Raw genomic sequence first — 24,188 nt, forward strand, 5'->3', positions numbered from 1 at the left:
TTACTGGACGGTGGGCTTGCCGTTGTGTCGCGTGGCTTGCGACTCCAATTTTTGGGCGAGTGAGGGTTTGGCAGGCGCTGCCGGTTGGGCTTTTGGCTCTAAAGGGCTGGGCTGATCTTCAATGCTGGGGAAGAACTCCTCGACGATGGCCCCGGTGTCCTCCTCACTGTCTTCAAAGGCCCCATTGTTAAAGCCCTGCCGGGCCGCGTGATCCAAGGCGCTCTGGTCAAAACCCGCGGCTTGTCGGGTTTCCTCCAGCTGCTGGGCTTCCAGTAAGGCGTCTTCTAAGCTCAGGCCGCTGCGCACCGTGATATCGACGTAGAAGATCGGTGTGCCGTGGCTCTGCCGAGTGGACTTACCCCGCAGACGCAGCTCCAGCGGCAGACAGGCCAGGCGATTGCCGGAGATTGCGCTGAAGTACTGCAGGCGTGCCGCCAGGGTACGTATGCTGTTGAACCCAGTGGTACGGAAGACGAAACTGCCCAGCGGATCGTCATCGCCAATTACCACGTTCAGCCGGCCGTAAGGCTTGCAGGCATTGCCTTGAGCCAGTGAACAGCCATCCGGTGAAGGACAGGGCAACGACTGGATGCCGTCCTTGGTCAAACGCTTGCAAGTCTCGCCGTTGCCTACACACAGCGGCCGGCCGCTGTTACGGTCAAATAGGCTGTAGTCCGCCCGAAAGTTCAGGTCAGGCTCGTTGAACAGCAGCCGGATCGGAATACTGCGTAGCTTGCCGTCCTGGCCATTGCGCAGCTCCTCATTGAGTGGATGCAGCAGCCAGCCGTCGCGGCTCTGTACTTGGGAGGTAAGGGTGAATTGATCGTCCTTTTCCGGTAGACGCTTGCCGTTTTTCTCGACGACCTTGCCGATGGAAATGCGCCCGAGTACCGGAGGGGTAATGGCTAAACCTTTGAGCATGGCGGTTCTCCGTATGCGTACGGCCAAGTCATCTACCCAGCCCTGCAAAGCCAAGACATGGTGTGCACTTACATTTAAGTGGGCACCAGTTCTAGCCTTTTAAGCGGGTATTTCATGCAGCCAACACGCCGTTCCTATTCCAAATCCTTCAAAGCTCAGGTCATTCAAGAGTGTGCCCAGCCCGGTGCTTCGATTGCCAGCATCGCACTCAGCCATAACCTCAACGCAAACCTCGTCCACAAATGGATTCGCCTGCAAGCGCAGAAAAGCACGGCGCTGCAACCTGCATTTATTCCGTTACCCGTGCCGCTGGCAGGGGCGAAATCCCACACATCATCATCGAATATTTGCGTTGAAATACAGCACCCGCGTGGCACCGTCACAGTGAACTGGCCCACTGAAAATGCTGCTGCCTGCGCGACCTTTCTTCGAGACCTTCTGCGATGATTCGCATCGACTCCATCTGGCTCGCCACCGAGCCGATGGACATGCGCGCTGGTACCGAAACGGCATTAGCCAAGGTGATTGCGGTGTTCGGTGCGGCGCAGCCGCACTGTGCTTATCTTTTCGCCAACCGCCGCGCCAATCGCATGAAAGTGCTGGTGCATGACGGCTTCGGCATATGGCTGGCGGCGCGCCGGTTGAGCCAGGGCAAGTTCCACTGGCCAAGCATTCGTCATGGCTCTGAAATGCAGTTGGACACCGAGCAACTCCAAGCCTTGGTATTGGGCCTGCCATGGCAACGAGCAGGTTCCGGCGGCTCGATCACACTGCTTTAACGGCTGCCATTAGCCTATCGGTCTATCGCCGCGAAGCGCCTGCTCTGGCAAAATTCGGCGCATGACTTCTTCTCCCAATCTCGACCAAATGACTCCCGACCAACTGCGTGCCTTAGCTGCGCAATTGCTCTCGCAAGTCGAAACAATGGGTAAGACGGTCGAAACCATGGGCAAGAAGATCAACCGCGATCAGACGGTGATCGAGAAGCTGACCTTCGAAATTGCGCAGCTCAAGCGCTTGAAATTTGCCAAGCGCAGCGAGCAGATGAATCCTGAGCAGGCCAGTTTGCTCGATGACCTGATCGATACAGATATCGCAGCGATTGAAGCAGAGCTTCAGGCCTTGCAAACAGTGCCAGCGGCGACCGAGAAAAAGCAGAAGCCCAAGCGCACTGCATTGCCGGCTGAGTTTCCACGCACACTGATCCATCACGAACCTGACAACACTCACTGCCCATGCGGCTGCGCGCTGAAACGCATCGGTGAAGATGTCAGTGAGAAGTTGGATTACACACCGGGCGTGTTCACCGTCGAGCGTCATGTACGTGGCAAATGGGTCTGCGATGACTGCGAAACGCTTATCCAGGCACCGGTTCCGGCTCAGATCATCGACAAGGGCATCCCAACCGCTGGGCTGCTGGCCCACGTCATGATTGCCAAGTTTGCTGACCATTTACCGCTTTACCGTCAGGAATCGATCTTCGGTCGAGCGGGCCTGGCGATTCCACGCTCAACCTTGGCCGAATGGGTTGGCGTGACTGGGGTTCAGTTGCAGCCGCTGGTCGATGCGCTGCGCGAAGTGGTACTCGGGCAGCAGATTATTCATGCCGATGAAACACCCGTGCAAATGCTCATGCCGGGAACAAAGAAAACCCACCGTTCCTATGTTTGGGCCTACGCCACCAGCCAGTTCTCGGATGTGGCAGCGGTGGTTTATGACTTCAGCCCCAGCCGTGCCGGAGAGCATGCTCGCAACTTCCTGCAAGGCTGGAGGGGCAAGCTGGTCTGTGACGATTTTGGCGGTTACAAAGCCAGCTTCGAACTCGGCGTGACCGAAATCGGCTGCATGGCCCATGCACGGCGCAAATTCTTCGAGCTGCACGCTACGAATAAAAGCACGCTTGCTGAGCAAGCCCTGCGCTATATCCAGTTGTTGTACGAAATCGAGAGCGAAGTCCGCGATCTGGAGCCGGATTTACGGCGGCGAATACGGAAAGAAAAAGCCGTCCCGGTAATGGACATGCTACATGTCTGGATGAGCGCCCAGCGCGACCTTGTGCCCGAAGGCTCAGCCATCAGCAAAGCACTCGATTACAGCCTGAAACGCTGGGCAGCGCTGTCGCGCTACCTCGATGACGGGGCTGTACCCATAGACAACAATTGGGCAGAGAACCAGATCCGACCATGGGCTCTTGGACGCAAGAACTGGCTCTTCGCAGGGTCGCTACGCAGCGGAAAACGGGCGGCGGCGATCATGAGTTTGATCCAGTCTGCGCGGCTCAACGGTCATGATCCGTATGCCTATTTGAAGGACGTGCTCACACGCCTGCCGACGCAGCGGGCGAGTGAAATCGATCATTTGCTGCCGCATATTTGGCAACCGGTCTAATTGCGTAAGACGTGATGCTCGGATGCAAACGTTCAGTTGCGCCCAGTAAGCAGCGATGATGTCATATTGGACAAGCACGCTTATCGTGAGAAATTGGAACAGCCTTACGAGGTTGTGCCCGATACAGTTACATCAGAGCTCTTCCTTTGCCTCGGCGAACTGGCGCACGGCGTCGACTACTTGCCGTGCTCCGCTCTGAATTTCCTCTATCACAAAGCCGGCTTGGCTGACCAAATCGACGCCTTGATCGACCTTTTGGCGACTAGCCTGCATGCTCTCCACAGCATCCTGCGCTAGTTCATGGTTGCGCTTCACAACATCGACGATTTCCACGGTGGCCTGCGCCGTGCGGGCTGCAAGGTTTCGTACTTCATCGGCGACCACCGCAAAACCTCGGCCTTGTTCACCCGCCCTTGCAGCTTCGATAGCAGCATTTAGAGCAAGTAGGTTGGTCTGCTCGGCGATACCTCGGATGGTCTGCACGATGCTGCGGATCATCTCTGACTGCTGATTGACTGCAGTGATGCCTTCAGCCGCTCGTGAGAGCTCGGCTGCTATGCCTTGTACCACCTCGACCGTTTCACTAATGACCTCGGCACCATGGCGAGCGCTTCTGTCCGTCTGCTGGGATATATTGTAGGCGAGCGTGGCTGCATCGGATTCTGCCTGCTGCTGGCGCACTTGGGACGTAATATCACGGGCAAACTTAACTACTTTGTAAAGCCGGCCACTGGCATCGAATACCGGGTTGTAGGTTGCGCTCAGCCAGACGGTATCGCCATGCCGGTTGAGTCGCTGGAAGCGTCCAGAGAAGAACTCACCACGGTTCAGTCGCTCCCAGAAATCGCGGTATTCAGGAGAGTCCGCTTCACCTCGTGTGCAGAACATGCGGTGGTGCTTTCCCCGAATCTCATCCAGGCGATAGCCCATGGCCTGCTCGAAGTTTTCGTTGGCGTCGAGAACCTCACCTTTCAAGTTAAAGGAAATCGCAGCCATCGAGCGACTGATGGCCTGAACCATGCTGCTCTGCTCCTGCTCACGGATCACCTGAGTAGTAATGTCGGTGGCCAGCTTCAGCACGCCTTCGACGCGACCATCGGCGCCTCGGATAGGGTTGTAGCTGGCTTCGAGCCAGACCTCCAGGCCTTGCTTATTACGCCTTAGGAAACGTTCACGTATGTACTCGCCACCAGCCAGGCGCTGCCAGAACTTACGATAGTCGGCACTCGCCTGGTAATCAGGAAAACAGAAAATACGATGGTGCTGTCCGACGATCTCCTCCAGTCGGTAGCCCATGGTGGTAAGAAGGTTCTCATTGGCACCTATGATGGTGCCATCGGGTTTAAATTCAATTGTTGCCGTCGAACGGTCAACGGCCACGGCCCTTGCTTCTGCGGCCTGAAGCTTTTGCAGAGCCTCAGCCAAGGTCTGCTTGATTGCCTTGTTGAACATTGATTAGCCTTAGAGTGAATTTTACTATCGGACGAATGAGGAGAAGCCGTAAATCCCAATTCGAATGTTTAACTGATGCTTAAATCAGGTGATGTAGCGGGTCTGCAAATTGCACCAGCAAGCACCAACTTGAATCTATGGCTTGTGCAGTATCACGTTAGAGTCTTGGTCGCGCTTAAGCTTTCCAGCATCCTCTCTGCGCTCATCGGCTTGCCCAGCAGGTAACCTTGCAAAATGTCGCAACCCAACTCGGTAAGCATCTGTTGTTGTTCAGCGGTTTCCACACCCTCTGCAACGATCCTCAGCCCCAGCGTTTTACCGAGCGCTACTATGGCCGAAACGATAGCCGCGTCATCGTTACACTTAGCCAGCTCGGTGATAAAACCTCGGTCGATCTTCAGTTCGTTGGCTGGTAGGCGCTTAAGATAAAGCAGGCTGGAATAACCGGTACCAAAGTCGTCGATGGAGATATTCACGCCCAATGCTGCCAATTGATCAAGAACAATCAAAGCAGCTTCAGCGTCCCGCATCGCCGTAGATTCGGTAACTTCCAGTGTCAGGAAACGGGGGGGCAGGCCACTGCTTTGCAGGGCATTGCGCACGACATCAACGAGCTTTGCATGGGCCAGTTGTACCGTCGAAATGTTGACCGCAATACTCCATTCGTCTTTACCTTCGCCTAACGCTTGCCATTCGGCCATCTGCCGGCACGCCTCATGGATTACCCAGCTACCGATTGGCACGATCAATCCAGTACGCTCTGCCAAGGGCAGGAAACGGACGGGCGGCACCAAGCCCAAACCTGGCTTGTTCCAACGCAGTAAAGCTTCAACGCCGATCATAGGGCCATTTGGGGCGAGCATCTTCGGCTGGAAGTGCAGGATAAATTCATTCCGATCCAGTGCGCACCGCAGATCCTGTTGCATTTCCAACTGCAGGTGAGCGTTAACGTTCATAGCTTTTTCAAAGAAGCAGTAGCCATCGCGGCCCTGCTCCTTGGCGTGGTACATAGCCGCATCGGCATTGACCATCAGCTCATGCTCGGTTAGGCCATTTTCTGGGAATATAGCGATACCGATGCTAGCGGACACATGCACTGTCTGCCGCCCAAGTACGTAAGGTAATCGAATATTTTCCACCAAGCGTTGCGCCAACATCGCAGCGTCTTCAGGTTCGCCGGGATCGATAAGCAGAACGAACTCGTCGCCTCCGAGGCGAGCCACCGTATCTTCGCCGCGTTTGGCGTCGTTGATTCGCTTTGCTACTTGCAGAAGCAACTGGTCGCCAGTGTGATGACCGTAAGTATCGTTAACAGCTTTGAAACCATCCAGATCCATGAAGAGTACGGCAAAGTGGCTCTTCTGCCTGATGGCTTTATGAATCGCTTGCTGAAGACGGTCGTTTAGGAGGATACGGTTAGGGAGGCGAGTAAGATTGTCGTGAAGAGCTAGCTGCACCAGTTCACTGTTTGCGAGGTCAAGGGAGCTGGCAAGTATGCTGGTGCGGACGTCAAGCATTGATACGATCAAGGCAATAGCGCAGACAGCCAGCGTGATCAGAATCACCAAAACCATTAGCAAGTTGCTATCAATGCCTGCATTGACCGCTCCGCACACGCTCCCGATAGGAAATTGGGCAGCCGCCATTCCGGTATAGTGCATTCCAACAATGGCACACCCCATAATTAACGAGGCGCCGATGCGTGTACGATTGATGTACTGACCTTCGCCACGCAGGCGGAAAGCGATCCACAAAGCCACGCCCGAAGCAAGGATAGCAATCAGCACCGATAGCGCGAACAACGACGGAACGTATTCCACTACAGGATTCATCAGCAGCGCCGCCATTCCAACGTAGTGCATGGATGCAATTCCGATACCCATGAGCACCGCACCAAGCAGCAAACGCGGCAGTGGCATTTCCGTCTGGCATGCTAGCCACAAAGCAAAGGCGGAGGAGGCGATGGCGATCAACAACGATAAGCCAGTCAGCGTCAGGTCGTAACCCAGCTCGATGGGCAGTTGGAAGGCCAACATGCCAATAAAATGCATCGACCAGAGGCCCGTGCCCATGGCGGAAGATCCACCGGCAAGCCAAAGTGCCGATGCTTTGCCTTCGGTACGGGTGACTCGACCAGTCATGTCCAGCGCGGTATAAGACGCCAGGATCGCTACGGCGAAGGAAAACAGCACATACACGCTGTTATAGCTGCTTACTAGCATTGAAACCCCGAAGGTTGAATTTGGCTCCTCTGGGCATCGGCGGCACGAGCAGTTTCTGAAGAGTACGCTTCATCCTATCGTCAAAAATTTTACAAAAAAAAGCGTCATGCCAGCCTTGCGACTTCCACGGGCACGCTTACGGCTGAATGCGATGCTGGCAATTGTAGTGCCGTGCTGGGCACCCATATTGAATGACCTGGGCTTTGAAGGCCTTGGAATAGGAACCGAGTGTTGGCTGCATGAAATACCCGTTTAAAAGGCTAGATCTGGTGCTCACTTAAATTTGAGTGCACACGATGTCTTGGCTTTGCGGGGCTGGGTAGATGACATGGCCGGACGGTTACGGTTCTCCTTAATCCGGAAATAAAAAAGCCACCGGGACCTAAACGGTCCGGGTGGCGTGGGTGAGTGGGATGATTCAGCCGATCAGGAAGCGGCGACTGCCTGTTTTGATCTTGGGGTAGCGGGCCTGCAGGTAGGGTTTGTCCTTGAGCATCTGTTCGACATCCAGACCAAGGCTGTCTTTGGACTTCTTCCAGCTGATGTAGCCTTCCGCAAACTCTGCACGGGTGGCTTCACCCATGGCCTGCTGCAGGACCTGCTTGAGCTGCGCCTCACGCGTCTCTTGCTGAGCAATGCGCTGGCGAACAGCCTTGAGCTCTAGGTAGGTGCTGGCCAACTCCGTTTGTTGGCTGAAGTCCAGGGTCTGCCCGTTATCCTCGGGGTAGAGGCAGCGCAATGCCGCGTCTGCTGAGGCCGTGCCATCGGCCTGTGGTGGGGTGTCACTGACCACGTAATCCCAGAACAACCGCTCCAGGTCGATCAGCCGAGCAATCATCGATTCGTCCCGTTCGATGCGATGGACCTCCAGGTGCTGGCCACCGAGCAGTACCGCCACATCCGCCGCCTGCTTGCCGGTGACGGCGAGCTGATGCATGACCTGCAACTGCACATACTCCGGTACACCTTCTTTCCAGAGGCGAGCCCCGTTGATACCGGCCGTTTTACATTCGAGGATCTGCACCTCTGGCGCGCCGATCACCTCTCGGTCGATGTTGGCCAGCATCCAGGCCAGTTTTGGATCAGGATGCTGCAGCACCGCATTGATGCGGCGGACCCGATGACCGCTGCGCCGGCTGTAATGCGTCGCCACGATAGGCTCCAAAATGTTGCCCCAGTAAGCTGGGCTGTCTTCATCCTGTGGATCGAGTTTGGGCAGTGAGGTGTCACGCCCAGTTTTCTCCAGCCACAGCTCCAACTGGGATTTATATGGGTTAAGTCCGACGGCTGCTGCGGCATCCGAACTGCCGATACCTTGTTTGCGAACTGCCAACCAGTCCTCACGCGGCAGTTGTTTGGTCCCCACCAGGCGTAAGGCGGGACGGGGTTTGTTACTGGGGTGTTGCAGAGTTTGTGTGTGCATGATGTTTTCCTGTGCGGCATAAAAAACGCCCAGCCAGCAGAAGCTGACCAGGCGCTTTAATAGTTGATTAAGTGAGTGGAGCTAGGCGGCGAGTTGCAATGCGGCTTGCAGGGCGCGTTGTTTGATGAGAGCCCCTTGGCCAAACCAAGCCGAGTCCATGCGGTATTCAGTACTTCGGGCACGTCGCTCGTGATCAACGTACTCGGTCACCGCATTGAGCAAGCCCCACGCAGTTCCTTGGGCCGATTCCAGCGTGGCGCCGCGACCTCCGCCTTCGTATAGGCTTTGAACCTTGCGCAATGCGCGCTCGTTCGGCAGGACTTCGGGCAGTTTGCTATTGGGGGGGACGTCACACACAACGCTCATGAAAAAGCCCATCGCTTCATGCCACTGCACCTTGCGTTCAGACAGAGTGCGCATTCGATGCATGAAGGTGTCCCACTGTGAAACGGCGATGCCTAACTGCTTTTTCACCGCCTGCGGATCGAAGCGGGTGTTGTGCGGTACCTTGATCGCGCGGGTGGTGCCATCCAGAGCGATGGTCAGGGTGTTGTTGCAGACCACGCGCACGGTGGTCGGGGTCGCTGTGGTGGCCAGAGTGCCATCACAGGAGGTGGCCAGCAGTAGGTAGCCATTCACCTGGTCGTTACCACGGAGCGTCGTGCCTTGCCCAGTACGGGCCAGCGCCCAGAACTTGCGACCGCCTTTGAGCACTCCAGCGGTTTCCAGTTCGTAGCCCGAGACTTCGGTGAGATCGCGATAAAACTCCAAGACCTCACGCGGCTGCACGACCTGGTAGCGCTGAGAAACCACCGACAGAGGGGCCTTGGTGTCGGAGCGATATAGCACCTTCTGCTCAGGGAAGGTATGAATTGAGCCCAGGTGCCCGATGGCGTCAGACTTAAAATGGACCGGGCTTTCCTGAATCTGCCAGTCCATACCCGCTTCACGCTGCCAGACTTCGAGCGGTTGTTTGGGGGAGAGGCGACTGCCCAGACCATGCCAGGGCGTGGCACCAACGTAAGCCATTTGTTCAACGAGATGAGCCATGGGAATGATTCCTTGCGAATGAAGGGAAAAGCGCGTCGTTTCATTAACCAACGACGCCTGTTCACAACGACTTAACGGTTGACGCTGAAGCTGTAACCGCACGCCAGGCACTGATAGTTGTGAAGGATTTTTTCATCGATCTGCTCGCCCAGCGTGGCCCCGGCAATGCCACCTGCGACCCCACCGAACAGACCACCCAAAATCGCCCCGGCGATGCTGCCGATAGCGATTCCCACCGGCCCGCCGACTACTCCCAGCACCGCGCCGGCTTCTGCGCCTGAAAGGGCGCCGGCGGCACCGCTGGCCACACCGCCTGCCGCACCAATTAATCCACCCGTTTGTTTACCGATATTTTTAGTAACCACTCGTCCTGAATTGCAGCTCGGGCACGGGGTGTACATAAATGATTCCTCTCTGTTTGCTGAGTACACGTATCACGCAGAAATGCTGAATGACGCGCTCATCGTTGAGCGTTCATCTAGGTGATATAGGTCTGAGTTTTTTTTGAATGAGGCTTGCCAAAACAACATCCCAGGGAGGGACGTTGTGGGCGGAATCTGAATGTGAGGTTTGGCGTTAAGGGCAGCTATTTTTGCTATTAATAGCTGGAATAGTACTGGCTAAGGGGAGATACATTCTATTTTGAGGCGCGAGACAGAATTGCTTTCAAAGTGGCATGTTCTAAGGCGTAACGTTAGCAAGCGTTACGCTCACGTTCTTTGAGATTTGAGTTGCTGCTTATAGGATTGCCTCGTCCAGTCCTAACGGGTGTAATGATGTTTAATGAAAAATCAGAAGCGTTGGTTATGCTTCGCTTGAGAGATGTTTTAACGCGAACGGGTCTTTCAAGGTCAACTATTTATAACAAGCTAAATGTGGCCTCGCGTCATTATGATGCGAAATTCCCAAAGCAGATACGTGTCGGGAAAACATCTGTGCGTTGGATTGAGAGTGAAATAAATTCGTGGGTGGAAGAGTGTGTGAGGCTGTCTAGGCAGAATCAATGGTCAATGGCGGGCGTTATGTCTGCTGCAGTTTCTTAATGTTGTTTGTTGTATTTTTGGGTGAGCTATGTATTTTAACTATTTCAGAAATAGCGCAAATAAGTCTAATTTCGGAGATGATTCATATCCGAGTTTGTCGCAATTTCCCTTGCTGGATGCAGCAATAAATGAGGCTCAAGCTAATATTCAGGCTCCGCGTGGATTGATTCAAAATGCGGCCCTAACTGCAATCTCTGTTGTCTTGCAGGGCCTTGTAGATATTCGTAAACCCAATGGCCAGGTCGCTCCGACCTCGCTGATGCTTCTGGCTATTGCTGACTCGGGTGAAAGAAAGTCAACGGTTGAGAATGTTTTTTTGAAGCCGATTAGGGCCTTTCAGGCTAAACAGGGCGAGGAGGTGAAGGAGAGTCAGTCGGTGTGGAAAGTTAAGTACGATACCTGGATGGTTCGACGTAACGGAGTATTAAAAGCGATTATGAAAAAAGCATCAAAAGGGCTTTCTGCTGACGAAGAGGAGAAGGTTCTATTGGCTTTAGAGAAAGAAGCCCCAGCTAAGCCAAAAGAATTTAAGATCTTGTATGAGGACTCAACCTCTGAGGCTTTGTTTCATGGGATGTACGAAAATTTACCTGCGGCTGGTTTGATTTCAAGTGAAGGTGGAGGTGTTTTAGAAGGGCGCGCCTTTAATGACCTTTCAAAGCAAAATGCGATTTGGAGTGGTGACTCAATCACAATTGATCGTAAGACGGCGGAAAGCTTTAAACTTGTTGACGCACGGCTGACAGTCTCTCTTATGGTCCAGGAGAGCGTATTTTCGAAGTACATGGCTCATAAAGGCGGGGTGTCTAGGGGATCTGGTTTGTGGGCGCGCTTTCTAATCTGTCGCCCGGCTTCAACACAGGGGACTAGATATGTAAGCACTCACGTACCGTCCTGGTATCATCAAACACAATTTGCCTCGCGGTTGGAGCACTTTCTTGAGATGGATCTTATTTGTTTCAGAGGAAATAAAAAAGAAAAAGAAGTGATCGGATTCGACTCCGAAGCGGCTCGGCTTTGGGTAGAGATTGCGAATGATATTGAGTCAAGGATGTGTGCAGGTGGAATACTGTATGGGCTAGGTGATCATGGTTCAAAGTTAGTTGAGGTTATTTCTAGGTTGGCTGCATTGCTTCATTGTTTTGAAGGGTTTGAGGGTGATATTTCGATGTCAACCTTGCAGGCGGCAACGGATCTTGCTAAATGGTACTCCAATGATTTTATAAAGTTGTTTGGGGAGAACTCTAAAGAGAACGATGAAGAGCAGGAATTAAATTGCTGGCTTGATAGTTTTCGTAAGGTGGGTAAGCGTTTTGTTAAAAAAAATTATATTTTGCAATGCGGGCCTGGGAAGTTTAGAAAGAAAGCTGCTCTTGAGCATGTTCTTTTGCGACTGGTAAATAACAGTGCTATCCGGATTTTGAATTATCCTGGGGGCAAAACTATTTATGTTGATCTCTGTCCTTGGCAGGGTGGTTTGTAGATGATGCTAGTCTCTTTTCGGGGTACTAACTTTTTTGGTTGTTTTTGATATTTAGCGTTAGTTGTTTACGAGTTGTGTTGGTTTGTTTGTCTAGGTTTTATAGGAAATATGTTCAAGGTGGTTATTGCTTGATTATGTATTACTATTTAATTAGATTGTTAGGTTTGTAGTTTGGTTGTTAAGTTTAATTAAATCAGTTGTTTGATGTTTAGTTAATTGGTTAGGTAAGTTGATGGTGCAATAGTTGACGGTTGTGATGTCAACTGATCATTTGTCAGCAGCATGGCCCCCCAAAGCCATGTTGCTGGCTTCTTGAGGAATCAGTGAGTGATAGATGAAGTTGATTGGATCGATAATGGAGGGTCGTTAGATCTAATGGTTGAGGAGGTCGGAGGGCTTCCTGTTTTAAGGGTAGAGGAAAGCTTGGTGTTGGAGTTGCGTTCTATTGAGAAATTAATGTGTGAGCTTGCTGATAGTAAGGGCTTTTTGTTCTCTTCTTATACTCATCAACTTTACGGGGTAAAGGTTAAGGCTGAGAGGCTTGGTCGCTATTTTGTTGACAAACTGAAGAGGGGGAAGGGAATGCTTGAACAGTACTTCCCCTGTCATGTAGTTAATCCTTATGTGGAGTTTTTTTTCAGATGTGTTGATCGAGTCGATGAACTTCATTCGCTCAGAGTCTGGCGGGATTTACGCAATGGAGCCGCTGAGGCTTTTTTAGTTAGAATGAATGATCTCGTAGAGTTTGTGCGGCTGGAGCTGGCCAGTGATGCTTTTAAAGCCGTTTTGAAACGATTCCGTAAAGCGTCCGTTAAGCGAGTTAACAGCTTGGAAGGTTATATAGACGCTCTTTTCGCCAAGCACTCTAGGATGCTTGTTGTGCGTGTTGATTTGTCTTATCAGTCAGGCTTTGTAAGTGGTCGTGAGGATTTTTATGGCGATGTTAATAAGGTAAAGGTACATTGGGCAAAAATGCAGAAAGATCTACACAAGGGCATTCCAGTTTATGGGTTGTTAGGGTTTGCTTGTAAGCTGGAATATGGACAGCTAAAGGGGTTTCATTTTCATTTGTTGCTTTTTTATAATGGATCAAATCATCGCCAGGATGGGGTTTTGGCTAGAATGGTTGGTGAGTATTGGCGGGACTCAATTACGGCAGGAACAGGGCGCTATTTCAATTGTAATGCAGTAAAGGATAAATATAAATATCTTGGAATAGGTATGATTAGTTTTAATCAGCTGGACAGGGTAAGCGCTTTGAAGAATAGGGTGGCGTCATATCTTACGAAAGTGGACTATTGGGTACGGCTCTCTGCTGATAGTGGCAGGTCATTTTTCAGGGGAAATATGCCAAAGCTGAAAACTATGAAGAGAGGGCGCCCTAGACGTTCATGTCCTGCTCAGGCGGCGCCTAATGGTTCTGTGTAGAAAGCCTTTTTGATTACTTTCTAGGCTTTAAGCTGATAATACTGGCAGCTGCTACGGCAAGCTTTACTGTTAGCCCGCACTCATCGCACAAATGGTTTTTAATTGTTTCCTTTTTGGGGTGATATTTTTTGGTGCTTTCTTGGCTTTGTTTCCAGAAAAGCTTTGCCGCCTCGTTTATCATAATCAACGAGATTGAGGCATGGGAAGGATATTCTTTGATGGTTTCATTGCCTGGCTTTTCAATTGGTGTGTACTCATAGAGCCTGTCTGGAAGTATTGCATAAGCCGCCTGATCTAGAAGATCACCGCCTCTGAGGCTGAATCTAGATTTTAGCCAGTCTTTTATTTTTTCGATAAGTTCTTTTTTTTGATCGATTGAGGTGATTTGTTCTTTTTTGATGAATCTATCTGATGCTTCGTTCAGGATTGCAAGATCCTCTGACATCCATTCCATTTTTTGACTGTAGCGGCTCTCCTCCATTCCTTCATTAAGGATTTTTTGAGTGTCTTCTTTTTTAATTAGTATTTCCGCGGCGGTAATTTTTTCTTCTTGTGGCTGGTTGCTTTTTCGGTTAGTCACAAAAAATCCTGCGTCAACCACAAGGGATGGATAGGGTTTTAATTGTGCTTTTAGTTGTTCAATCGCCGAAATTACTGAAAGTCCTTCTTTGATGCTGCTGATAAAGGCACAGCTAAAATTATCCTTTAGGATTTCTCCGTAATCTATAATTTCAGCCCACTCAGAGGGGGGTATGGAGAAGAATTTAATGTTGGATTCTACAATTGCGTGGTAATCGTGCTCTTCGCTGAAAGGTGTGCCCCTATGCCGCTTAAATAGGCTTTGTGCTGTTTGTAGCTCATCTGAACCTGCGACGATAGCCGAGCCTGATACGTGAACTGCAACATTTCTAGGGCGGCGGCATAAAAGGGAAATCTGCAGCTTTTCGATTCTGTCTTTGAATTCACTTTCGGAGATGCTGTGCTCCTCAAGAAATTCAGTTACTGATATAACAAACTCTTTGTTTTTCATTTGTAATCGTGTCCTTGTGTAGCGCTGCTAGTCTTTTCTCTGGGCGGTTGGAGTGGTTGTCTATATCAGGCCGGATAAATGCTTGCCGAGAAGTTCCCAAGCCTCCGCCATTTCTTTAGCATAGCTATGACGCTGATAAATGCGTTTTACCTTATTTTCCTCTGTGTGGTTGAGGCAACGTTCAGCCACTTCAGGAAGCACGCCAATAGCAGTCATAATCGTCGCGCCTGTACGCCGCAGGTCGTGAGGCGTCCACTTTCCGCCTGGTAGCAACAGTGCTTGGGCTTTGGCGCTACGTCGGCTCATGGAGCCTTGTTCCGGAAGGCGCTGGCGATCTCCCAGCTGCTTGGTTACCGTTTTAGGGCATACATGGTCAGTTATGTAGGTGTTCGGGTAGCACCAAGGTGACAGGCTATTGATCTTCTTTACGCGCTTGAAGTGGCTAATGGCAAAGTCTGAAAGGATGATGCTGTGCGGTTTGCCGTTTTTACTATTCTCGGACGGAATCAGCCAAGTGCTTTGCTCTAGATCGATATGCTCCCATCGGGCGCTCAGGAGCTCACCAATTCGACAGCAGGTCGATAGGGCAATCCAGATTGCAGCTTCGGTGGTGACTAGCAGTCCTGCATCAGGGGCTTTCTTAGCAAGCAGCTTGATTTCGTCATCACTCAGTACTCGGTCGCGTTCAGTATCTTTGCCGCCTATCTTAGCTTTGCGGATACTGGCACTGGGATCGTGCTCAATAAGGTCGCGGTCTACGGCAAAGCGGAACATTTGACGCATAAGCGAAAAAACCATCTTGGCCATACGGTTTACACCGCGAGCGAGGAGGGCATCTGTCACCTCGGTGATATGACCCTTTTTCACATCAGCGACAGCCACGTCGCCCAAGAAGGGCAGAACGTCCTTTTCAAACATCCGACGAGCCTCTGCACCCTTGTCCTTGCGGTTGATGAGATCAACCTTAGCCCAGTGCTCGAATAGGTCGGTAACAGTCTTGCGTGCCGCCTGGCGAGCTTGCTCGGCTTCGGCTTCTGCTTTCTCGGCGGTGAGTCGTGTCAATTCACCATCTCGGGCTGCGATACGGCCAGCTTCCTCGGCATCCAGATGTTCACGTAAGTTGCGAGTTCCACTTTGGTAGAGGCGTGACCACTCTCCAGCTTTAGTTCTTGCTTCCTTGAGGGTAAGTCCATCAGTGCCAGTGGCGTCATATGCACCTATGGGCAGAAACACTCTTCCACCGCTGGTGTTGGTATACCTGAAGTAAAACAGGCGTTCGCCATCTGGGCGAAGACGTGCCATGAATCGGCCGCAGCCGCGAGGAGCATCCTCGATCAGCCAGGTAGGTTTGGCTGGTTTTGCGTTCATCTGTTTGTCGGTGATCGTCGCCACTTTCGCTTCCTCATAAAGGCCAGGCTCCAGATGGTCACCGTTGGGTCACCGTTTCTCGCTGGCTTTGGTAGAATGCTATCGGAAGCGGTTGGACTGTGTAAACTGTATTGGCCTAGTAAATACAGTGCTTTAGGCCTTGTTCCTGGAATTGTTTAGACTGGATTGGATTGTGATTCACCTTTATGAGGTGCTAGGGGTAGAGTGTTCGAATCACTCCGTCCCGACCATATTTTTCAATGACTTAGCCCAATCTGCGAAGGTTGGGCTTTTTCATGTCTGAAAAATTACTCCCGCATTTACTCCCACAAATTTTTTTGGTCATTTTTTGTGATGCATATTGTACGTGGACTCAGGTAGGCAGCGTCAACGAGGTGTGTGTGGAGGGAAGTTGCGCGCGTGCTGGGAGACACCAACATCGATCCTTTATCCCGCCCCTGGGAGTTGAAACCTGGTTTTTGGTATGCGGGTGCACTCCGGATGATGACTGGCCTTCAATTGGAGGTTGCGTCTGGGATAGCCCATCGGGTTGCCGAGTACACAGCGCAGGATTGCAGGTGGGGGGCTGGAGTGGCTGTTGAATAGTGCTTAGCGTATCTAGGTCAGCAGACTGTTTCTTGCCTTGTCTACGAGGTAAGCATAGATAACAGTAATTTAAGTGGGTATGATGCCCGCTTGGATGTATGGCGGAGCGAAGGGGCAACTGATGCGACTCATCAAGGCGGCTGCAGTTCAAGCGCTCACAGGGCTGACATCAGACCAGCTGAGGGAGTGGACATCTCGTCGACACCTTATCGTGCCCGATGAGAAGCCGTCTGGACCAGGTTCTCGCGCATTGTATTCATGGCAGACAGTGCTTTTGCTTCGACTGGCAGTTGTGTTGAGAGAAAAGTTCCATGTTGAGCTGACATCTCAGAAAAATTTGTTTCTGGGACTGGCGCAAAAGCTCAAAAATCATTCCTTCCCCGCTTTATATGACTCGGTGCTTGTGATTAAGCCTGGCGGTGAATTTACACTGTATCAGTATCGAGAATATTCAAGTTTTAACGGTGATGCATTAGTAATTAATATGAATCCACATTTAGAAATCCTTTCATCTGAGTTTGAGCCTTCAGATGAGTCGCACCAATTTCATCTTTTTCCAGCCATTGCAGTTAAGTAGATACGACATGAGTGGGATATTGCTATTTTGGTCTATGGACAACAATCATGCTGCTTGAGCAATGGCTTAGCGATCTAGCCTATATAAAGTTCCCGCACGAGCTGTACCGGGCCGGCGACAGTATTGGAACTAGGCCCTACGCATCTGAAATTGAGGAAATGCTGGAGATTGGCGGAGGAATTTCCGCGTCTGCAGTCTTCTGTGTAGGGGAAGTACCTACAGTTTGCTTTATAGACTCCCAAACATTACAGCTGCCGCGTCAGAAAAGAGTCGAGCAAATATGTCAGCGGGTCTGGAATCAGAACTTAGCATCGGTGGTTCTTGTTCTTGATCCTGATGGGTTGGTGGCGTATTCGGTAAACGATAGAGAAGCTGAGCCCGAGGTTCTATCACGTGAGGCTGTTGTTGCCCAAGGGTATTGGTCGGCCTACGAAGTGCAGTCTGGATTTATTAAGGATCGCCTCTCGCATTGGTTTTTGCCGGAGGAAAGGGTAGATCAACGTTTGCTTGCTAATTTAAGACAAGTTGTCAAGCAGTTGGCAAAAGAAGGACTTGGTAGTAGTCAAGCAGAAGCATTAATGGCTCAAGTCATTTTCTTATGTTACCTCGAACAAAGAGGTATTGTTGGTGAGGGATATCGTGCAACTCATAATCTTGAAAGGTTAGAAGATTATGTGGCTAAGTCAGATGGTGAGGGTGTTGACAGTCTGTTACGCCAACTAAAATTTGATTTCAATGGTGACTTTCTCAGCTCTAGAGATGGTGGCGCCCCAGATTGGGTTGTGCTCAATGAGCAATGTTTCAGATGTATAAAGCGCTTCTTAGAGGCTGTAGATTTTGAAACTGGGCAGGGGGCGTTCTGGCAGTATGATTTTAGTCATATTCCAGTTGAGCTTATTTCAGGTATATATGAGACGCTGTTGAAAGATCGACAGGGAGCGCTAGGAGCTTATTATACTCCTCGGCACTTGGCTAGCCTAGTTACTGAGCAAGCATTTGAGAGCTTTGATAATCCGGCTGGTTGCACCGTATATGACGGAGCATGTGGTTCTGGTATTCTTCTAACAAGTGCATTTAGGAAGATGCTCAGGCATGCGGAAGTAAGTGGAGGGAGACGACTTACATTTTCAGAACGCGTAGCTCTGATGGAATCAAATCTTTTCGGAAACGACATAGATGAAACGGCTTGCTGGATAACTGCGTTCAGTTTATACCTTTCTCTACTTGAAGGCTTAGATTCTGAAGAGGTAATGCGCCTTCAGACAGATAATAGCTTAAAACTTCCTCGTCTAGTTGGCTCTGGTCTAAATATTCAAAAAGGAGAGCTGTACGGAGATTTTTTCTCGGAAGATAATCCATTTTCAGGTAAGCGTAAGTTTGATATTCTTTTATCTAATCCGCCTTGGCGTGAGTCTGATAATAGTGAAAAGCCAGTCTGGGAGGAGTGGTGTCGTAAACATGTACCTCCTTACCCAGTTGGGCGTCGTCAAATTGCAGCTGGATACGCTTTTAAAGCCACGAGTTGCGTTAAAGTAAATAGTGTTATTGTTTTGATCATGCCTTTAAATCTTGTAATTGGTGCTAGTGATCAATCAGGTGATTTTAGACGGCGTTGGCTAGAAGATGTAAGAATCGAAAGGATAATAAACTTTGCTGATGTGAGGCGGCTACTTTTTCCGGCAGCTAAACATCCATGCGCTGTCGTCCGGGCTCGGCCGAGAAGCTTTGAAGACGAAATCATCTCACTTGGAAGTGAGTACGTCGAGTATTGGGCCCCTAAGACCGATGTAACACTGGCGTTGGGGCGGCTGGCATTACACGAGGCCGATAAAAAGATAATTTCAGCCAAAGAAATATATCAAGATAACTACTTGCTTATTTCAAGTTATTGGGGGGAAAAGCGCGATCAAAAATTACTTCGACGGCTTCAGCGTTTTGGGAGTGTCAAAGAAACTATGGAGTCACGTGAAAGTCCTTGGCTTTCTGGAAAAGGATTTCATGCTGCCAATCACAGTAATCGAGATCGCGAACTAGGTGTGCTAGCTGATCTCTCGTTGATGCCGGCAGATAGATTGCCTAGAGTCTATCCAATAGTTTCTGCTGATGCGCAACTTGCTCGGCTTGCAGATTTTTATCCTATAGTTGCAAGTCCTGGTGGAAAAAATGCGAAGCTTTACTCGGGGCCTAGAGTAATATTTCCAGATGGCTTGTCTGAATCTTATGTTATTAGGGCGATCTATTCAGAAGTCCCCTTTGCTTTTACCTCATCTATTGGGGCAATAGGCGGGGCATCAGTTGATGCTAATCTTCTTAAGTTTCTTATGATTTATCTTAGATCTCCGATAGCGACGTATATGTTGATAATGACAGGTTACTCGGTGATCGGTGAGCGTCCTCGTGTTGCGATTGATGATGTTGAGCGTTTTCCATTTTGCTCGCCGGAGGCGCACAAAAAACCAGAGCTTGCAAAGGAAATAATATTTAAGTCCTGTCAGCTGCTGGATAAGATTTCGGCGGAGTCTGAGTTGCATCGTGAATCAGCATATGATGCAGTAAAAGTTCAGCTTGATAATTTGGTTTTTGATTATTTCATGCTTGCTGAGGCTGAGCGTGTACTAATAACCGACACTGTCGACGTTATTGCTTCTTCAATTCAACCTTCAAACTATCAAGGTCTTACGACCCCTTTGCTTGATAGACCGTCGAACGATGAGATTGATCGTTATTTAACTGTTTTTAAAACAGAGCTTGCGCTTTGGCGCAGTCGTAGCAGAGGCGCGGGAGAGCTGACAGTGGAAGCTGTTATAGATGGAGCTAAGGGCTTTTTTGGGGCAGTTAGAGTTTCTGTTGGGGAGTCCAGCACCGGTGGGCTTAATGTTGCCGATTCTGCTTATCAACGACTGATCGGTGATCTCTATGCAGGGCTAGAAGCTAACCATTCGGTAGAGTCCGAGGGCAAATTATTCAATGTCCCCAATATTTTGGTTGCTGCAGGAGAAGCATTTTACTTTGTAAAGCCGTTAAGGCGTCGGTTTTGGCTTGCTAGAACCGCTCTTGCTGATGCTGACTTGATTGTTCAGACAGTTCAGGCCGCAGCTTGGGGGCGCAATTAGTTATGAGTTCCTCAATCTCAGCAGCTTGGTTTCGCCTATTTCCTGGGCCGAAGATACCTGATGTCCTCGTTTATATGAGTGATACTTGGTCTTCTCTATTGCAAACCTCGCCATCAGCAATTTCATTTGAGAAAGATGAGCCGACGTTAACTGATAATCTATGCGAGGCCCTAAGCGACGAAGACCGTCGTTTCGATTGGGGAATGGATTGTGACTTCCAGGCTGAAACTTGGGAGTTGCGCCGCGCCGCCAATGGTGATGTCTCTCGAATCGCCAGGGCAGATATTCGCGTAATTTTAGGCGCTCCAGGTACTCCGCACTTAGTTCTTGAATTCAAAAAACTAGATGGTTCAGCAAGTAGTAAATGGAAATATTGCTTTGACGGTTTGAATCGTTTTATTGACGGAAAATATGCTGTCGGTCATGAATATGGAATTATGTGCGCTTTTAGTCCATTGGATTTGATAAAGGAGGCAGGTGATTTGGCCCGATATATTGCTAGCGCCGATTATCCAAAAAGGCTGAATTGCATTCCAGCTCCCAACGGGGATGTAGCTGTTTCCCCTTCTATGATGGGAGGGCAGGTACATTTTGATACCAGTCATTTTAGAATAACGCAGAATCCGTCTCTTCCTATAGTTATTCTACATACGTTGCTCCCTTGCCCAGTTGTTTAGATTTTATGTGCTGAGCGAAAGTGTTGTTGCTGGTTGGTGGCGTTTCACTAATGCATAAATATATGTTTAAAGTTGTATATATTTGTTGGGCAGAAGGAGGATTGTTGTTAGTGACCCGTGGAGGCAATATCGTCGATTTTTAGAAAGGGGTTATCTGGGGGAGTCAGTTCAAAAAATAGCTTTGGTTCCTCAATCACATACCCCTTCAGAGTGGTTCTCTTCCTAGGGCCCTGCACTTGGCATGCCCAGATGTTCAGGCCGTTGTCTCGCTTCCTGTGGACCTTCAGATTCTCGAACTGCTTCTGTACCCAACGCCATTCTTCAATCTCTTGATCGACCCTCTTGGCTATGCCAGGAAACTCCTGGACATAACGTTGGAAGAGACCAGGAGTTACCAGAAATACAGTACCACTCACCGTGTGGATTTTGGCCTTGCTGTCATTGATGATCAGCTTATGGCTGAGGATCCCTTCCTTGACCCAATTCAGGAATGTCTGACCAGGGTTGTCCGATGAAGGATTTGAGATTTCGAGGGTGCCTGCTGACGATACATTGCTGACCTCAGACTCTTCCAGCTCGAACATATCCAACAACGTGCCGAGATAGTCGGCATTTTCCATCGTCATTGGATCGGGCTGCGATGGGCTTTGACGCGATCCTGCACTGACGGTCTCCGGCGCTGCTGGTGATGCCGGAGCGTCAGTCGGGTGGTCATCGACTGCCACGCTCACCGTTCCGCTAAAAGTTTCGGGGCGGTCTTCGCTCCCCCAAATCAACGCCGGTTGAAGGCGAAGAAATGTAAAGGTCTGCTCCCAGCTTCCCTGTGCGACAAGCGCGGTCCAGATGGCTTTGCCTTCTGGGGTGGACTCAACCAACCCATGTGACTGGAGTTCGTCGAACACCGCGAGGTTGGAGGAGGGAATGCCTTCTATCGCTTGCGACAGCAGATAAGCTCGCAGCTTGTCGGTGACCGTCTTGCTGACCAGCCACAGCGCGTCCTGAGTCAACCAACCCGCGGCCCCCGGCTGATTAAGTTTCAGCTCGTGCTGAACCAGATGACGTAGTCCGCTGATCAAGTGATGTTGCAGCGAATGAATCGGTGCTTGCAGCGCCTTGCTCGGGTTACCACCGATGTTCTGTGCGGTGGAAACACGGTCGGCCTGCATCACCAACTCACCGAGCACGCCGGCACGTTCGTACTGGCCCGCCAGGACATACAGCAGACTGGCCCACAGTGGCGGAAATCCACTGAGCCAATCGAGGATTGGGCGGTCGAGAATTTGGGTGTAGAGCAAGCCTGCGGCGGCGCCGTGCAGGTGGTAGTCACGACCCTTGATGTAACGAAAACGGTAGGGCTGATCCAGGGAGCCCTGCCAAGGATGCCAAACACGGCCATCCTGGCGTTCGACCAGCAGGTCCACGGCGATCTTGCCGATGTCATGCAGCAGGGCGCCATAGGCGATGCCAGCCGACCAGGCATCGGTCTGGGCGGCTTGGTCTTCGGGCGCGGCGCCGGTGGGAAGTAGATACGACTGACGCAGTTTCAAACTGCAAGCTACCAGCTCCAGGCCATGGTCAAGCATGCCACCGAGATACGCATGGTGGTGCGTCTCGCTGGCCGGGAGTTGCTGGACCTGCTCGGCGTAGCGATGAATCGGATTTAAATAAAGCTGGATGAACTGCGCGTGGGAGAGGGCGGTGTACTGCCAGATGCGATCGAGCAACTGGCGGCGGTGCTCCGCGGCTAACAAGCTGTGGGCCGACTCGATGGGCAGGTAACCTTCGGTGGCGCTCTGTGTCGGTGGCGGAGGGGGCTTCTGACTTTTGTGGCGAAACAGACTGAGCATCGTGACCTCCGGGAAGTGGCTGGGTCAGTGGCCTTTTAGCCTTTTCGGATAGCGCTCTTACCCTTGAGTGCCCATTCCCTTCCAACCCTTACCCGTCCTTTTTGGCTCGTGTCCCTTTGTGCGGCAATCGGAATATGGATTCTCCTAGGCATCATTTTTTGGGGCTAGTACGGAAAAGAAAAGAATCGATACACTGCGGTGCATATTTTTTAGGTCTTGCCATGAACCTCACTGACGCCACGCTTGTGCTGCTGCTCGCGGCACGTATCCATGGGACCGACGAAGCCGTCCGGGCCTCGGCGAAGAGCGTGGTCAAGAAGTTGCCGCGCAGTAAACGTGATCTGATCTACAAGGTAATCGATAGCCGAAGTCCGCTCGAGCTGGTGGATTTTCTGGCGCAGAACCTGGATGCGGAATGACAGGCTGCGAGTGTGTGCCCATCCCTGACTCTTTGCATTAGAGCACCGCGGCATGGGATTTTTCTGGGCGCATCACAGGGCCCAACTCGCGTTGGGCCCTGTGATGCGATTGCAACGGTGAGTTAACGCTCAAACTCCATCGTTCATGCATCGTGAGTCATCCATTACCATCTGCTTCAGTTGCTGCTCCAGGTTGAGTACATACTCCGAGGCGCTTCGGGCCTGACCACTGGCGCGAAAGATCGCGCGTTTGTCAGCCTTGAGCAGGCCGAGCCAGGAGTCGATGTAGCCCTCGTGCCGTAGCTCTCCCTGTATACCGGCGTAGGCACATAAAAAAGCTGCGCCCATCTCGGCGATCAACTCCTCAAACGCGTAGCCTGGCGAGCCGAACGGACAGGCTGACGTCACGCCTTCGCGCTGCAACCGAGAGTGATGCCCGGTCCAGTGCGTCAGCTCATGAAGTGCCGTGGCGTAGTACCCGCTTTCATCGTGAAATTGTGCCTTTGTCGGCAGTTGGATGAGATCCCTGATCGGATGGTAAAAGGCTTCGTCGGCAGGCCGATGAACGATGCGTGCACCTGAACTTAAAAGCAGATTTTCCGCGGCGCTGTTGGGCTGGAAGGGATCACTCTGTTCCGTCTCGAGCAGGGTGCCATTGAGCATTTCGAGCCCTTCCGTTTGCTCGATGTTGAACAGAAAATGTGTCCTGAGAATGCCGAAGTGAGCGACCTTAGGCTGACCGTTTTCATCGAGTACGGGTTGGCCTGACTCAGTCTGTTCCTCGCGCTCCCTAGGCTTGTAGAGCACAGCCAGAGTGCTGTGTTCACCCTTACGGATGTGCCCACCGGCCTTTTTAGCTTGGTTGAAGGTCAGCCAACGATCTTGAGTGAACCCCTGCAATCTGGCCTCGGCCCAGAGCAGCGGTAAATTGATGCCCGAATACGGACGTCGCGTGATGGCATTGATGGGGTAGGGTTGATGGCCGATGTAAGCGGAGCCACTTGAGGACCAGGGTTTGATCCAGGGAGCAACGCCTTGGTCTAACGCGGTAACGATCTTGTCTGTCACGTCTTGGTAGATATCGCGCATGGCAATTTCCTCGAGAGAAAAATGGAGGAACGCCTTGCCCGCCGGGGGAGGG

General features: G+C 51.2%; 20 protein-coding genes. 10 read left to right on the forward strand and 10 right to left on the reverse strand.

What is annotated here, in order from left to right; genetic code table 11:
- Positions 1–921: a hydrolase or metal-binding protein gene (locus tag HBO23_RS10000; protein ID WP_038443645.1), complete on the reverse strand. Its 921-nt coding sequence runs from the start codon at positions 919–921 to the stop codon at positions 1–3.
- A gap of 114 nt (positions 922–1,035) precedes the next feature.
- Between HBO23_RS10000 and HBO23_RS10005 the strand changes: the two genes are divergently transcribed.
- The 3 genes from HBO23_RS10005 (at position 1,036) to HBO23_RS10015 (ending at position 3,309) form a co-directional block, all read left to right on the forward strand.
- A complete protein-coding gene (locus HBO23_RS10005; protein ID WP_009682494.1) occupies positions 1,036–1,368 on the forward strand; it encodes a transposase in 333 nt (110 codons plus the stop codon).
- Positions 1,365–1,700, forward strand: a complete 336-nt coding sequence (gene tnpB, locus HBO23_RS33825) for an IS66 family insertion sequence element accessory protein TnpB (RefSeq protein WP_009682493.1) — start codon at positions 1,365–1,367, stop codon at positions 1,698–1,700. The genes HBO23_RS10005 and tnpB overlap by 4 nt, the downstream gene beginning before the upstream one ends.
- A 61-nt stretch (positions 1,701–1,761) precedes the next feature.
- Positions 1,762–3,309, forward strand: a complete 1,548-nt coding sequence (locus tag HBO23_RS10015; RefSeq protein WP_034128274.1) for an IS66 family transposase — start codon at positions 1,762–1,764, stop codon at positions 3,307–3,309.
- 132 nt (positions 3,310–3,441) lie between these two features.
- Here HBO23_RS10015 and HBO23_RS34055 read toward each other — a convergent pair whose 3' ends face one another.
- The 5 genes from HBO23_RS34055 to HBO23_RS10040 all read right to left on the reverse strand — a co-directional run bounded on the left by HBO23_RS34055 (position 3,442) and on the right by HBO23_RS10040 (position 9,857).
- Positions 3,442–4,761, reverse strand: a complete 1,320-nt coding sequence (locus tag HBO23_RS34055; RefSeq protein WP_064361040.1) for a methyl-accepting chemotaxis protein — start codon at positions 4,759–4,761, stop codon at positions 3,442–3,444.
- 152 nt (positions 4,762–4,913) lie between these two features.
- Positions 4,914–6,983: a bifunctional diguanylate cyclase/phosphodiesterase gene (locus tag HBO23_RS10025; RefSeq protein ID WP_170037978.1), complete on the reverse strand. Its 2,070-nt coding sequence runs from the start codon at positions 6,981–6,983 to the stop codon at positions 4,914–4,916.
- 418 nt (positions 6,984–7,401) lie between these two features.
- Entirely contained in the window at positions 7,402–8,406 is a 1,005-nt protein-coding gene (locus tag HBO23_RS10030; RefSeq protein WP_032902034.1) for a lambda-exonuclease family protein, read from the reverse strand.
- 81 nt (positions 8,407–8,487) lie between these two features.
- On the reverse strand, positions 8,488–9,456 hold the full coding sequence (locus HBO23_RS10035) for a DUF932 domain-containing protein (protein WP_032902033.1): 969 nt from the start codon (positions 9,454–9,456) through the stop codon (positions 8,488–8,490).
- A gap of 71 nt (positions 9,457–9,527) precedes the next feature.
- On the reverse strand, positions 9,528–9,857 hold the full coding sequence (locus tag HBO23_RS10040; RefSeq protein WP_170037980.1) for a hypothetical protein: 330 nt from the start codon (positions 9,855–9,857) through the stop codon (positions 9,528–9,530).
- Positions 9,858–10,262: 405 nt separating this feature from the next.
- Between HBO23_RS10040 and HBO23_RS10045 the strand changes: the two genes are divergently transcribed.
- From HBO23_RS10045 to HBO23_RS34100, 3 genes are all read left to right on the forward strand, one after another.
- Complete coding sequence (locus HBO23_RS10045) at positions 10,263–10,499, forward strand: AlpA family phage regulatory protein (protein WP_081036802.1); 237 nt, start codon at positions 10,263–10,265, stop codon at positions 10,497–10,499.
- A gap of 28 nt (positions 10,500–10,527) precedes the next feature.
- Positions 10,528–11,982, forward strand: coding sequence for a YfjI family protein (locus HBO23_RS10050; RefSeq protein WP_170037982.1), 1,455 nt, complete (start codon positions 10,528–10,530; stop codon positions 11,980–11,982).
- Between the two features lie 327 nt (positions 11,983–12,309).
- Complete coding sequence (locus tag HBO23_RS34100) at positions 12,310–13,410, forward strand: inovirus-type Gp2 protein (protein ID WP_170037984.1); 1,101 nt, start codon at positions 12,310–12,312, stop codon at positions 13,408–13,410.
- A 13-nt stretch (positions 13,411–13,423) separates the two neighbouring features.
- On the opposite strand, the gene HBO23_RS10060 is transcribed toward HBO23_RS34100, so the two are convergent.
- Both HBO23_RS10060 and HBO23_RS10065 read right to left on the reverse strand, forming a co-directional pair.
- The gene (locus HBO23_RS10060; protein WP_170037986.1) at positions 13,424–14,440 is read right to left on the reverse strand and encodes a hypothetical protein; all 1,017 of its coding nucleotides are present in this window, start codon (positions 14,438–14,440) and stop codon (positions 13,424–13,426) included.
- 60 nt (positions 14,441–14,500) lie between these two features.
- Positions 14,501–15,832, reverse strand: coding sequence for a site-specific integrase (locus HBO23_RS10065; RefSeq protein WP_170037988.1), 1,332 nt, complete (start codon positions 15,830–15,832; stop codon positions 14,501–14,503).
- A 703-nt stretch (positions 15,833–16,535) separates the two neighbouring features.
- On the opposite strand from HBO23_RS10065, the gene HBO23_RS10070 reads away from it, so the two are divergent.
- From HBO23_RS10070 to HBO23_RS10080, 3 genes are read left to right on the forward strand one after another with little or no spacing between them, the layout of a single operon-like run.
- Positions 16,536–16,991, forward strand: coding sequence for a hypothetical protein (locus HBO23_RS10070; RefSeq protein ID WP_042561996.1), 456 nt, complete (start codon positions 16,536–16,538; stop codon positions 16,989–16,991).
- A gap of 47 nt (positions 16,992–17,038) precedes the next feature.
- Complete coding sequence (locus tag HBO23_RS10075; RefSeq protein ID WP_042558341.1) at positions 17,039–20,104, forward strand: N-6 DNA methylase; 3,066 nt, start codon at positions 17,039–17,041, stop codon at positions 20,102–20,104.
- A gap of 2 nt (positions 20,105–20,106) precedes the next feature.
- Positions 20,107–20,781 carry a hypothetical protein gene (locus HBO23_RS10080; RefSeq protein ID WP_131672193.1) on the forward strand — a complete coding sequence of 225 codons (675 nt, stop codon included), beginning with the start codon at positions 20,107–20,109 and terminating at the stop codon, positions 20,779–20,781.
- A gap of 107 nt (positions 20,782–20,888) precedes the next feature.
- On the opposite strand, the gene mobH is transcribed toward HBO23_RS10080, so the two are convergent.
- Entirely contained in the window at positions 20,889–22,628 is a 1,740-nt protein-coding gene (gene mobH / locus HBO23_RS10085) for a MobH family relaxase (RefSeq protein ID WP_042558342.1), read from the reverse strand.
- 221 nt (positions 22,629–22,849) lie between these two features.
- On the opposite strand from mobH, the gene HBO23_RS10090 reads away from it, so the two are divergent.
- Complete coding sequence (locus tag HBO23_RS10090; RefSeq protein WP_007901093.1) at positions 22,850–23,047, forward strand: hypothetical protein; 198 nt, start codon at positions 22,850–22,852, stop codon at positions 23,045–23,047.
- A 129-nt stretch (positions 23,048–23,176) separates the two neighbouring features.
- Here the strand turns inward: HBO23_RS10090 and HBO23_RS10095 are convergent, their stop codons facing one another.
- Positions 23,177–24,136 (reverse strand): zincin-like metallopeptidase domain-containing protein, encoded by a 960-nt coding sequence (locus HBO23_RS10095; RefSeq protein WP_042558343.1) that lies wholly within the window; start codon positions 24,134–24,136, stop codon positions 23,177–23,179.
- Positions 24,137–24,188: the final 52 nt, after the last annotated feature.

It is taken from the genome of Pseudomonas sp. WS 5532 (genome assembly GCF_012985445.1).
GTDB lineage: Bacteria > Pseudomonadota > Gammaproteobacteria > Pseudomonadales > Pseudomonadaceae > Aquipseudomonas > Aquipseudomonas edaphica.